The 13,814-nt window shown below is 35.0% G+C and carries 9 protein-coding genes; all 9 read right to left on the minus strand.

What is annotated here, in order from left to right:
• Positions 1-7: 7 nt before the first annotated feature.
• The 9 genes from CP370_RS00900 to asnB all read right to left on the minus strand — a co-directional run bounded on the left by CP370_RS00900 (position 8) and on the right by asnB (position 13,811).
• Complete coding sequence (locus tag CP370_RS00900) at positions 8-2,956, minus strand: SLAP domain-containing protein (RefSeq protein WP_087713365.1); 2,949 nt, start codon at positions 2,954-2,956, stop codon at positions 8-10.
• Between the two features lie 134 nt (positions 2,957-3,090).
• Positions 3,091-4,086, minus strand: coding sequence for a tagatose 1,6-diphosphate aldolase (locus CP370_RS00905; protein ID WP_087713366.1), 996 nt, complete (start codon positions 4,084-4,086; stop codon positions 3,091-3,093).
• 119 nt (positions 4,087-4,205) lie between these two features.
• Positions 4,206-5,423, minus strand: coding sequence for an MFS transporter (locus CP370_RS00910; RefSeq protein WP_087713367.1), 1,218 nt, complete (start codon positions 5,421-5,423; stop codon positions 4,206-4,208).
• Between the two features lie 102 nt (positions 5,424-5,525).
• Positions 5,526-6,722 (minus strand): DUF438 domain-containing protein, encoded by a 1,197-nt coding sequence (locus CP370_RS00915; protein WP_087713368.1) that lies wholly within the window; start codon positions 6,720-6,722, stop codon positions 5,526-5,528.
• A complete protein-coding gene (locus CP370_RS00920) occupies positions 6,722-7,312 on the minus strand; it encodes an iron-sulfur cluster assembly protein (protein ID WP_087713369.1) in 591 nt (196 codons plus the stop codon). Before CP370_RS00920 ends, CP370_RS00915 begins: the two co-directional genes overlap by 1 nt.
• 54 nt (positions 7,313-7,366) lie before the next feature.
• On the minus strand, positions 7,367-8,080 hold the full coding sequence (gene nrdG, locus CP370_RS00925) for an anaerobic ribonucleoside-triphosphate reductase activating protein (RefSeq protein WP_004898590.1): 714 nt from the start codon (positions 8,078-8,080) through the stop codon (positions 7,367-7,369).
• Positions 8,080-10,290: an anaerobic ribonucleoside-triphosphate reductase gene (nrdD, locus tag CP370_RS00930; protein WP_087713370.1), complete on the minus strand. Its 2,211-nt coding sequence runs from the start codon at positions 10,288-10,290 to the stop codon at positions 8,080-8,082. Before nrdD ends, nrdG begins: the two co-directional genes overlap by 1 nt.
• A gap of 210 nt (positions 10,291-10,500) precedes the next feature.
• Positions 10,501-11,832: a carboxylate--amine ligase gene (locus tag CP370_RS00935; protein WP_087284446.1), complete on the minus strand. Its 1,332-nt coding sequence runs from the start codon at positions 11,830-11,832 to the stop codon at positions 10,501-10,503.
• Positions 11,833-11,861: 29 nt separating this feature from the next.
• A complete protein-coding gene (gene asnB, locus CP370_RS00940) occupies positions 11,862-13,811 on the minus strand; it encodes an asparagine synthase (glutamine-hydrolyzing) (RefSeq protein ID WP_012845512.1) in 1,950 nt (649 codons plus the stop codon).
• Positions 13,812-13,814 lie beyond the last annotated feature (3 nt).

Here is a 13,814-nt window from a genome sequence, read left to right on the forward strand (position 1 = left end):
TTATAAATTAATTATTCTTTTTCTTACGGTTAATGCCAAGGTAACTAACCAAAGTAGTACCTGCGACTGCTAATCCAGAAAGAGCTGCAATTAGCTCATTCTTTGCACCAGTTTGTGGCAATTTATTAGTAGTTACAGTACCAGTTACAGCAACTACATGGGCTTTATCAGCTTTAACCCAGCGGTCTGCACTAACTTTATAGTAAGTAGTACCGTTAACTGTCTTTTCTCCAAGGGTCTTAACTGGAGTATTTGAACCTGTTAAGACAACGGATACGGCTGAACTATCACTATTATCAACAATCTTAACAGTAGATGATTTTTCTTCAGACTTATTGTCAGTCTTAAGATCAGACTTAACATTTCCTTCTACAGTATCAGAATCCTTTACATCTGGCTCAGGAGTAGTTGTAGTAGTTTCAGATGAATTAGTTGTTGATGATTTACCATTTGAATCCGTCTTCTCTGTTGGCTTTACAGTGCTACCTTCATCAGCTTTATCTGAAGGTTTTACAACATGACTGGTATCAGGTTTGTTGGTTGGTTTTACAGGATTTTCAGCATTAGAAGTTTCTTTATGACTGTTTTCAGTTTCTTTCTTATTAAATGCGTCTAATCTTGCCTTAGCATCTTTAAGCTTACTTTGTTCAGCAGCTAATTCTGCTTCTGCCTTCTTAAGTTCTTCTGATGCATTTGTAACTTGTGCATCAGCTTTAGATTTAGATTCCTTCAAAGTATCTAAGATTAATTGTTGAGCTTTAACTGCCTTATTAGCAGCAGTTACGTCATCATTAGCCTTATTCAAAGCTGTTTGAGCAGCGGAAAGATTTGATTGAGCATTTTCTAAATTGTTCAAAGTTTGATTCAACGAATCTAAAGCAGCTTGGACACTCTTTAAATTATTATCTTTAGCTTGAACATCATTTTGGGCTGCATCTACCTTGGCTTGACTTGCCTTAACAGCAGCAGTAGCTTCAGATAAAACATTTTGGGCTTGAGCTACAGCTTCTGCTGCCTTAGCTTGGGCAGCTTTAGCATCCTCCAAAGCCTTTGCTTTTGTACCAACTTTAGCTTGAACATCTGCTAAGGTTTGATTTGCTTGATCTAGTTGTTTTTGTTCAAACTTAAGATTTTCTTGGCCTTTAGCAAGAGCAGCTTGTGTATCTGAAATTGCCTTATTGATCTTAGTAGAACCATTGTTTAATTCTGCTAGGTTAGCTTGTAGACTCTGAACGTTATTTTGTGCTGATTTAACTGCATTTTGTGCTGCAACTAGGTTTTGATTTGCAGTTGCTACGTTAGCCTTAAGGATATTAATCTTATCTTCTTGCTTAACATCTTTCAAGTAGGATTGAACTAAGTTTTGGTAACTATTAAAATCTATTCCATTGATTGGATTAAATATAATTTCATCCATACTATCTGCATTATTCATCATTGGTTGAATTTCATATTCATTTCCAGCCAATCCAACGTAGTTAGCATCTGGCTTAATCATGGATGTATAGTGTCCAATATGTACTGGTTTATCGTTCCAAAAATCAACATCTTTTTCCCACTCATCTTGAGTTAGAGGATGGGTACTTTCAAAACTATAAGCAGCTGCATCTGGATGACCTTCAATATATTTATCAATATCGTCTTTTTCACTCATCCAATTGTCAATTGGATTAACCTCTCCAGCTGATATATCTTCTTCATCGCTATAAAATGGACCATACTTACTAGTTAATAAACTAGGATGATTAAATTCATCAGAGTAATGTTGAAAATCAGAGCTAAGCATGGCAATAGCCACAGCTGTCAAAGAAATTGATGGATGGCGTAAGCCATACTTATCGCGATATGTCATCCAGTGTTGATAGTATCCAAGAGCCTTTTCTATATTACTTAATGAAGTTGAGTCGTTTTCTTGACCTAATTTAACAGCTTCCTTAGCCCATTCTACAGTAATATTCTGGTAAGCATTTGGTTGACCAGTGATGATATTATATGCAGTTTGAGCATCTTCTCTTAAACTTTCAGAATTATCTTTATTGTCAGCAATTGCCTTAAAGAAACCAGCTGCTCCGCTTGCTTGATCTTGAGCAACTTGATCTTGCAATTCTTTCAAAGCTTGTTGAGCATCAGCCAGTGCCTTTTGCTTAGCATTAACATTGTTTTGAGCATCTACTACAGCCTTATTTGCCACTGCAAGATTATTATTAACAGTTACTATTTTTTTATTATTTTCAGCTAAAGCAGCTTGATTCTTGGACAAAACTGATTCGTTGTCCGCATTTGTCTTCTTAATATCATTTAATGCGTTTTGAACTTTTTGAACTTTTTGTTTTGCTTCATCTAGTCCACTATTCTTAACGGCAGCTTCAGCGCTAGCAACATTATTATCAGCAGTTTTTTTTGCAGCTTCTTTACTGTTAACTAAATTTTGAGCATCAGCTTGTTTTTGCTTAGCAGTCGCCAATTGACTTTGTGCTGTACTTAAATCTGCATTGGCATCACTGACATTTTGCTTAGCAGCTTGAATTGCATTTTGCTGTGCAGCAATATTCTTTTGAGTATTTTGAATATTTTCAGAAGTTGCTTGCTTTGCTACTGCACTTGCACTATCTAACTTATCTTGTGCTTGTTTTGCAATAGCTTGCTTATCAGCTAGATTCTTTTGGCTATCATTTACCTTAGCTTGTTGAGCATCACAAGCATCGTTTGTTGCTTTTGCCTGTGCTTGTGCGTCAGTTAATGCGCTCTTTTTACTATCTACGCTTGCTTGAGCATTATTAACCGATTTTTTTGCTTGGTTAACAGCATCTTGTAATTTTTCTTTATCTGATTTAGCAACTGTAACAGTGTTATTTTTATCAGCTGTAGCAGCTTGAACTTTACTATTATTAGTACTTGCTAAAAGAGTAGCTGTTAATGCAGCAACAGCTAAACTTGTATATTTTAATCCCTTCATTTTTTCCTCCAAATTAACAATCCCTTTTTTATTTTATTGCGTTAAATACGTTTTTTCAAGTTATGTCTAAACTTATGCATACACAAAAAAACAAGGCCAATTCTGGCCTTGTTTTTTGATAGTTAATTCAATTATTACTCTTCAATTTCTAACTTATCTTTCCATGATTTGGCACCTTTAAGGGCATCATTCAAGTTTTCGATATTTTTCTTTCCTTCAGTTGAAAGCCATTCCCTACCTTGCTTTTCTCCTTCGGCAGCAAATGGCTTGATTGCTGGCTTCCACGTTGCACGCCCGCAAAGAACACCATTAAAGTCAGCACCAGCTTCTTCCGCCATCTTAATTTCTGCAATGAATTCTTCTGAAGTTACACCAGCTGATAAAAAGATATATGGCAAATCAGTTAAATCTGATTGTTTCTTCAATAATTTCTTTGCTTCTTCTTTAGTATAAACAACATTGTTGTCGCCATTATAGCCTTCTACAAACTTAATATTAAATGGCATCTCAACTTTAAGAACTGTTACATCATATTGAGGCTTAGAAAATTCTTCCATAGTTTTGAAGACTTTTTCAGGCTTTACCTTTGCATACTCTTCACCTTTAGCATCATCAATTTTCCTATCATAAGTTAATAATTCAAGGAAAAATGGCAATCCATTTACTTTAGTCTCAGCTCCTACTCTTTCAACAAAAGCCTTCTTTTTATCGTTAATTTCATCACTTTCGTCTGGATCGTAGTAAAGTAAGAACTTAACTGCATCAGCACCATCATTTTTAATTCTTAATGCTGATTGATCGGCAATTAAATCACACATTCTACCTGGTTCAGTAGTGTCATAACCAGTCTTTTCATAAGATAGTAATAAACCACAATTTTTATCTCTAACCTTAGTTGCTGGAAGACCATATTCCGGATCTGTCAAAATGGCAGAAGCATAAGGAGTCAACTCACTAGAAACAGCTTCCTTAAAATCAACAATTGTTGTTTCATCAGCAGGCTTATTTGCTGCCTCAGCTAACATTCGTTTTAATGATCCTCTTTGGTCAATTGCTAATGCGCTGATTACTCCAGCCTCATTAGATAAATTATCCATATGTTTTGCAACTTCAGGTGAAATCTTTCTCATCGTGTATCTCCTTTTCATTTACCGCACATTTATATTATAAGATGGCGCTTTCATAAAAAAGAAGAGATCGCTTTCATTCTGTAAAGCTTTTCACTTAATAAGAAAAATCATGTAAAAGTTTACCTAAATATTTTCAACTTTCCTTTTAATCTCGTATGAAGGGGAACAATAATTGCCAGCATCATAAAAATCCCAACTGCAGCAACAATAAAGAAATTGATATAGCCAAACTTATCAATAACTAAGCCTCCAAATAAAGGTCCAAAGGCCCTTCCAACAGCCGACGTTGAAATTGTTAAACCTTGATATTTACCTTTACTATCGACCGGAGATAAGTCATTGACATAGGCAGGCATTGCCGGCATAGCAGTTGATTCACCGAGAGTTAAAGTAACCATTGAAAATACAAAGTGAGCATAGTCTTTTGCAAAAATTAGAGTTACAAAAGAAATAGCGAACATAGTAACTCCAAATACTACTTGATGAAACAAGTTCTTAAATGTGTTAGGAAAACGACTTAAAAATGCTTGAACAATCACAATAATGCTGGCATTAATCGTCCACAGTAAACTATATAAATGAAAAGGAATTCCCAAAGAAACCATATAAACTGAAAGGTTAGATTCCCAATTCATATACATCAACCAAATTACAGCTAAGGTAGTGAAAAAGCCAACAGTCAGCTTTAGATTGGCAGCAGGCATCGTAGTTGCCTTATTTTTACTATCTTTATTTTGCTGAGCTTTTCTTTCTAAATGAAACTTAATAATCGGTCGATAATTAATGACTGCATTTATACTTACAATCACAAAAAGACTGGCCGCAATTACAAATAAAATTGTAACTGAATAATCATAGATATAACCTACAATTAATGTCCCTAATACCACACCAAGATTTTGTGCAAAATAAATTGTATTAAAGACATATCGACCGGGCTTAGACTTGATGCTAGTCGCAATTGAATTAATTAACGCACCGTTCCAGCCGCCCAGGAGACCAGTCAAAGTCATCCAAACCCAATAAATTGGCCAAGTATGATTAGCAGCCATCCCAAATAGTACTAAGGCATCTAAGCCAGCGCCGGCAATAATTAAATAGTATGGATTGAAATGATCATATGACCAGCCAGCAATAAATGAACCAAGCATATTAGCTAAACAATTAAACAAAAGTACTATTCCAATCATAGCCAAAGAGACATGGAGTCTTTTATTCAAATAAACTGAAGTTAGTGGCCAAATAAAACTGGCTCCAATCCAGGTAAATAACTCACCTAAAAGAAGCCAATGTAACTTTATCTCATCATCCGGTTGGATATTTCCCTTACTATGCAATTTTCTCACCCTTTTCTTCTATATTCTTACATTCAGTCTAGCAATTAATGAACATTTTTGCACGATAGTAAAAAGACTCTGCCTAAAGGTAGAGTCTTCTAATTATTTCTTTTCTGTCTTCCAATTTCTAATATCAGTAACATCCTGAGCAACTTCTAAACAGCCTAAATATTTATTGTCTTTTCTCACAGCAAAATACTGTAAGTATAAGTACCGTCCCATATGTCTTGGCTTAAACCAAAACTCATACTTATCTTTTTTCCCCTGATGAAAATCATCAAAAATCTTTTTAACTCGTGGTACACTCTCAGGTAAATGACAAGAATAAACACTATTACCAAGTGCATTTTTAGAATGAGGAAAAATATTGGCACCTCCGCCAAAATAAGCTACTTTATCATTTTCATCAATAAAAGTTAATGCAAAAGGCAATAAGTCCAAAATTGCAGATAATTGTTCTAAATTTAAGCTCCCTTCTGCAAAATTTAGTGCTAAGCTACTTAATTTATCGATAGAAATAGGCCCATCACTTTTCGGCTTTTCCTTAGGTTTCCAATTCATTGGTTTTTGAATCAAAGTATAGCCAATCTGCTCTTCCTCATTTTTGACATTACCCCAGTCTTCTTCACTAGCAACTTCATCAATCATTCGCAACATGATTTCTTCTTCCTTAAAAATCATTTCAAGAACTTCATGTGCCGTCTCTTTTATTGCCTTAGACACTTCAGCCTTATTAATATCTTTTTGACTAATAAGTAAATTAGCTTGACCGATAAGTTTTCTAATTTTATCATCAACGCCCCACATAACTTTCGGTGGTGCAGTAATTCCATATTTAGTCATAATGGGAAACATGGAAGTTTCTTTACGAGCATAATGATAATGAATTTTGGCTAGGTCTTTTAACTCCTGTCTTAACTTTGAAAGTACACCCTTATCTCCCTTTTCCCACTTAGCAAGGTCTGGTAATAAGGCGTCATTTACCAAGGACTTAAGAACCATATTCTCTAACTTGAATGTATGAACAGGATGACCTGGTTTTTCAAACTCAGAATTCTCCTTATTTTCCTTAATATTACCCTTAAAAACATCGGCATGAACATTGCATAAATATTGAATTTTTCTTGGATCAAGACCTTGTGCAATTAATTCTCTTTCTGCCGCAGTAATTTCGGCTACATCAACTTGATCAAAGGCAGCTTGAAACATTTTTTTTGCTTCTTCAAGTTCTCCACCGTCTTGAATAAAATTTAAAATTTTTAAAATAGCTTGTTGTCGTTCTTTATCTAGTTCTTTCATTAATCAATCACCTTGTAGCCTTTATCCTCGAACGCCTGCTTTACTTTATCTAAGTCAATCTTCATAGCCTGCGCACCAAGTGGAATTGTCATTACTCTTCCTACAGTTGATAACAAACCTGGGATTTTAATTCTTGTAAAGCCGCAGTCATACATAATTTGAATAAAATCTGGATATTCTTCAGCCAGCTTTTTTATTGGAATAGAAAAATCAATTATCTTTTCTTTTTCCTCTGTCTCTTCAATTTCATTTTCTTGGTCAAGTGCTTGCTCATTATCAAGCATCCCTAATTGTTTCTTAGCAGCTACTGTCATACGCTCTGGATTCCAAACTGGATACCAAACTAACTTTATATCACACTTATTTATTTCTGGCACAGATAAAACTGCTTTTTCAATTGCGTTTTGTAGATATGTAGATAAGGGACAGCCCACAATAGTTAGGGTCATCTTGATTGTTGCATGATCTCCCTCAATATCGATTCCATAAATCAAGCCTAAATTGACTACATCAATCAACAACTCTGGATCTTCGACACTTTGAAGAGCAGTCATAATTTTATCTACTAATTTCAAATTCTTTTCTTGCATCTTTTCACCTAAAAAAATAAGAGAAACTCTCTTGTTTCCCTTATTCTATCAAATTTATCTAACCAGTTTATCCCAAATAACAACCTTATTAGCCTTGATTGATTTTTGAACATCAATAATTCGCTGGTTACTTGAACCACGAAATTGTAGTGTCAGATCTTTCAAATCATCCATGAAACGTCCATCAACTAAAATATCAATCTTTGAAAGCATTTCTTTCTTATCAGGAGTTTCTTTTTGAAGCTCATCCCAGGTATAGCCTGACCAAGACCAAATATCTTTACTATGTCCAAATTCCTTACGCACACGATTAATTAATTTCAAGCATACCCAAGTATTTAAAAAAGGTTCACCGCCTAATAAAGTTAATCCCTGCACATAGGATTGAGACATATCTTCAATAATTTTATCTTCCAATTCTTGAGTATAAGGACGTCCATAATTAAAATTCTGGGCTGCTAAATTGTAACAACCGGGACAGTCAAACAAGCATCCACTCACATATAAGCTGCATCTAACCCCTTCACCATCAACAAAATTAAATGGCTTATAGTCAGCAATTTTATGCTTAGAGTATTCTTCTGACTTCCATTCTTGTGGCTTAGGATTCTTCGGTTTTCTATGTTGTTGTTTTAATTTTTTAGCATGTTCAACTTGCGGCTTATATTGATTAGAATCAACAAAAATTGTATCTCCACCAACATTAACCTTAATTAAATTTCCTCGAACATCAGGACCTTCTTGATTATTCTTATCTTTCTCTGGCATCAGTATTCGTCATTCTTTCTAACTTCATCCTTAGCCATCTTTTCTTCCATTCCCATATTCAAGTGCTTTACACGGTGGACAATTTCTTCATGACGACCATGAACCATTGGACGTTTCAAAGGATTGCCTAGATAACCACAAGTACGCTTTACACAGTCACAAGTTTCTGGATCATGATTTCCACATTGTGGACATTCAAAGCCTTTAGCGGTTGCCTTAAATTCACCCTTAAAACCACACTTGTAGCATTGGTCAATTGGAGTGTTGGTTCCTAAGTATCCTACTTTATCATAAGCCCAGTCCCAGACAGCCTCTAGTGCCTTAGGATTTTGCTTAAGGTTTGGATATTCACAATAATGAATGAATCCACCTGCGGCATAGAATGGATATGGAGCTTCAAAAGCTAATTTTTCAAATGGAGTTGGGTGTTTTCTTACATCGTAGTGGAAAGAATTAGTGTAATATTCCTTATCAGTAATATCTTTAACCTTACCGAATTTTTTAGTATCCAAACGACAAAATCTATCAGTTAAGCTTTCACTTGGAGTTGAGTATACACTGTAGTGATAGTGATTTGGATCCTCTTTTTCCCATTTAGCGCAGTAATCGTGAAGTTCTTTAACAATATTAATAGTAAATTGGTGTGCTTCCTCATTATGTTCCCAATTAGGACCATAAAAGACTGTACCAACTTCATAAAGTCCAATATAACCTAATGAAACTGTACAGCGTCCATTTTTGAAAAGATCATTTACATTATCTTCTGCATTTAGCCTTTTACCAAAAGCGCCATATTCATAAAGAATTGGAGCATTATCAGGTACGGCATCAGTACAACGTTTAGCCTTAATTTGCAAAGCTTCATGTGCTGTTTGGACTTTTTCTCTAAAAATTTGCCAGAATAAGTCTTTATCTCCTTTTGATTCCATGGCAATTCTAGGTAGGTTTAAAGTAACAACACCTAAGTTCATACGACCAGAATTTACTTCTTTACCAGTTTCTGGATCTTTCCAACCTTGTAAGAAGGAACGACAACCCATTGGAGCTTTAAATGATCCAGTAATTTTCTTAATCATGTCATAACTAACAATATCTGGATACATACGCTTAGTAGAACATTCCAAAGCTAATTCCTTGATATCATAGTTTGGATCTCCAGGATGTAAGTTAAGTCCCTTCTTTAGCGTAAAGACTAATTTAGGAAAGATAGCTGTTCTCTTATCTTTTCCTAAACCTTCAATTCTAATCTTTAAGATTGCTTTTTGGATTTCACGTTCAATCCAAGATGTTCCTAGTCCAAAACCTAAAGTAGTAAATGGAGTTTGTCCTTGACTTGAAAATAGGGTATTAATTTCATATTCAAGAGCTTGCATAGCATCATAGATATCCTTTTTTGTTCGCTTAACTGCAAAAGACTTGATCTTTTCTTCATCGTCAAAAAATTCGCTAGCTTCTTTAATATTCTTGTGATAATTTTTTTCAGCATATGGAGCCAAAACTTCATCTACTCTGTCGGCAGAACAGCCTCCATATTGACTAGAAGCAACATTAGCAATAATTTGAGACATTTGAGCAGTGGCTGTTTCGATTGAATGAGGAGATTCAATATTTGCATTTCCAATTGTAAAGCCATGACCTAGCATTTCTTTAAAGTCAATCAAACAACAGTTAGTTAAAGGACTGAGTGGTGTGTAGTCTAAGTCATGCCAGTGAATATCACCACGCAAGTGTGCCTTAGCAATATGTTCTGGCATCATCGTTAAACCAATTGTTTTACCAACTACACCGGCTGTTAAATCACGCTGAGTTGAAAAGACACGTGAGTCTTTATTAGCATTTTCATTAACAATTGTTGGATCATGGTGAATTAAACGTCCCAGACGGTTAGTAGTCTCAGTTTGCTTCTTAAAATTGACCTCGTCTTCTCTACGATAATCAACATAAGCATTTGCTTCATCACTAAAGCCGAGTTCGATTAATGTTTGAACAAATGCATCTGCTATTTTCTCAGTAGAAGTCTGCTTTGCACCATTTAATTTTTTAAGGAGAGCAGGTAAAATATCTGCTTCATGTTCAGTCAGATGCAAGCTATCTAAAACCATTTCAATTTTGTAAAGGGCAAAAGGATAGATGCTACCGTCTCTTTTAATGGCTGTTTCTGGCAGCGTCATTTGAGTAATTGATTTAATTCGAGCATCTTGTTGTAACATGGTTATTCTCTTCTTTCACAATATCTATGGTTCTATTTTATCAAAAACTACATGATATTGTAGGTATTGACATTTTGGATCATATATATTGTATTAAACAAAAGTCACGTCTAGCAAGAGAGAGACTCATTTTCAAAATTTTCTATAATTAGTAAAGTAGTCAAAAAAAATACTGCTGAGAGTAAAAAATTCTCAGCAGTATTTTTCTAATTAAATTTCATTCTCATGGTTTTCTTGTTGACCATCACGAAGAGCTTGTTTTTCTAATTTTTTAGCTTCTTCTTCAAAATATTGTCCCTTATTTACTTGGTAGTACTTCTTATATCTAGCATAGTAGTTATGGAACATGTAGTGCATCAATAACCAACGTTTTAAGCTGCGATCTTTATCATAGAAGACAGTGGTACCGTAGTGACCCTCATCAATTAACTTTTCAGCTAGGCGTTTTGACCCATTGTCGTAAGCATATTCCTTAAAGATCCTCTTTGGAACACCAAGCCACAACATATAGTTAGCACCGTCTTTATTTCCATAAACTGTTGGCTTGTCCTTTAAATTATCTTCAACATAGTCATCTACATACCACTTAGCTAAGTTATAACCATTTAAAGTTACGTAGAAACTTGAACGACCTTGACGGAGGTTGATCTCAAAGAATTTGTATTCTCCATCTCTTGGATCGTACTTAATGTCAAAGTTAGCCATACCAGTATAGTTCAATTTTTCAAGGAATGATTGAACAGTATCGTAAAGCTTTTGGCTGAAGGCTGGCAAAATTGCCATGTAATTACCGATAGATTGAGGAGTTGGGTCTTCAAGAAGTGGGTGACCTAAGCACATCATCTTAACCTTGTGATCTTTATCAACATAAGCATTAAGAACACGCATGTTAGAATCATCGCCTGGAATGAAATCTTGTAAAATCAAGTCTTCAGTATAACCATTGGTATAGATTTTACCAACGATATCTACTAATTCTGCCTCATCGTGAATAGTAAAGGCTTTTTTACGGCCTTCAAATTGACAATTCAACCATGAAACCGGATCTTCTGGCTTCAATTCAACCGGATAATCAAATGGTAAATTCAAATAATTTTCAGCCTTATAGTCATCCATAGTCACAATCTTAGTATGTGGATATGGAAGACCATACTTTTCAGCAATTTCGTAGAAACCTTCTTTAGAAATTAGCTTCTCTAGCAAGTCATAATCAATGTAAGGAACAACAAAAGTATCCTTCAACTCATCCTTATGCTTAGCCAATAATTCTGCGTATCCATCTCCACAAGCAATTAAAATAACTGGTTCTGGATGATTCTTGTATTCTTCAATCTTTTGCTTCATAACGTTCATAAAGCCTGGATCTTCTTCAAAGCCTTCATGAACTTCTACGTCAACAATTTTAGAATAGCGCGTTGCTGCTAATTGACTAGCAGCCCAAGCTTGAACCTTAATTCCATAAGCCTCGTTGAAGGAGCGAGCCATTCCGTAAACATTGATATCACTACCTAATAAAATAGGGGTAAATTTTGCTTGTACCATTTTGTATCCGTACTTCTCTCTAACTTTAATTAAACAAGTCTGCCACTTTCGATTAATTCTGCTACTTCTGGTTGAACATGTTGATACTTCTTAACAGTTTCATCATAATCAACAAAGAATAATTTATACCAAACTAAGAAAGTGTAAATAGCCCAAATTTGACGACGAGCTGAACCATCGCCCTTGTAATTATCATCAAGCAATTTAACAATCTTCTTTTGGTCAAAAATGTCATCTACAAAGTCTTCAGTAAACAATGCTCTAACTTGTTTGTAAAATCTTGGTTCCTTAAGCCATTGCTTAATTGGAGTTGGGAAACCAAGCTTAGGTCTTTGAGCCCATTCTTCTGGTAAGACCTTCTCAGATGCTTTACGAAGAGCATATTTAGTATCATGACGGTTAACTAGATATTTAGTTGGAATTGAGTTAGCAAGTTCTGCAATCTTCTTATCAAGATATGGCACACGTAGTTCTAGAGAGTGAGCCATGGAGATCTTATCTGCTTTTTGCTCAATGTCATTAAGCATAAAGTGGTGAAGATCAATATATTGCATTTGCTTAACTTCATCAATATTTTTAACTTTCTTAAAGTCTTCTTGATAAATACCGTTAACTGTTAGATCATTCTTATATTTATCACGCAAGATACCATTAGCATCTTTAGAAGTAAAGATAGTTGGATAGTCCATATCATAAATGACAGATTGACCAACATAAAATTCACTTGGCTCTGCCAAGTTAGTGTACATATGTACTTTTCCTGGGAAGTTAGGCATCTTCTTAATCTTATGAGCTAAACGAACACGACTCTTCTTAGGTAATTTCTTCAAGCCAGCAGTAAAGACCTTAATTACATCATTATGGGTATGCATTCCATAGTTAACGTAGCCTGCAAATAATTCATCAGCACCTTCACCAGAAAGGGCAACAGTAACATGCTTTCTAGCTAATTTACACAGGTACCATAATGGAATAATAGATGGGTTAGCATCTGGTTCGTCCATGTGATATTGCATTTCTGGGAAGTCGCGCATTGCTTCATCTGCATCAACTTTATCTGCAAAGAATTTCCAACCGTGTAAGTCAGAAAGTGCCTTAGCTTTTGATGCTTCATTATATGTAGAATCATCAAAAGAAACTGAGAAGACATCTTCAGGATCAAGTAAACTAGTTAAGTAAGAAGAATCGATACCTTCAGATAAAAATGCACCAACTGGTACGTCTGCATTTCTGTATAAATCAACAGTTTCTTTTAAATCTTCATTGATTTTGTCTAAGGTTTCTTCAAAACTTAAGCTATTTTCAACATACTTAGCATCCCAGTATTGATGAGTCTTCATTTTGCCATCTTTATATTCGAACCAGTGACCTGCTGGGAAGCGGTAAACACCCTTAAAGAAAGTTTCCTTTAAGTCGTTATACTGGTTCATTAAGTATGGCTTAACTGCTTCAGTATTTAATTCCTTTTTAAAGCCTGGGTAAGCTAAGAAGCTCTTCAATTCACTACCAACAATTAACTTACCATTTTGGTCTGAGTAGTACATTGGCTTAATTCCGAAGAAGTCACGAGCACCATATAAAGTCTTGGTATTGTCATCCCAAATTATAAAGGCGAACATACCACGAACTTTCTTCAATAAGCCATCCATTCCCCATTCTTCATAGCCATGAAGTAAAACTTCAGTATCAGCCTTAGTAGTAAAGATATGACCTGCATCAATTAATTCTTTTCTTAATGGTTTAAAATTATAAATTTCCCCATTAAAAATAATTGCTCTACTTTTATCTTCATTAAAAATTGGTTGACTTCCACAACGAATGTCAATAATTGACAAACGTCTAAAACCTAAAGCCACCTTATCATTAATATATTTTCCATTGGAAGATGGACCACGGTGTTTAATTGTATCCATCATTCCTTGAATAGCACAGTCTTTATCCTTTAATTCAGGATCAAAAAACGCACAAATTCCACACATAAG

The organism is Lactobacillus sp. UMNPBX19 (assembly GCF_002553805.1).
Lineage (GTDB): Bacteria > Bacillota > Bacilli > Lactobacillales > Lactobacillaceae > Lactobacillus.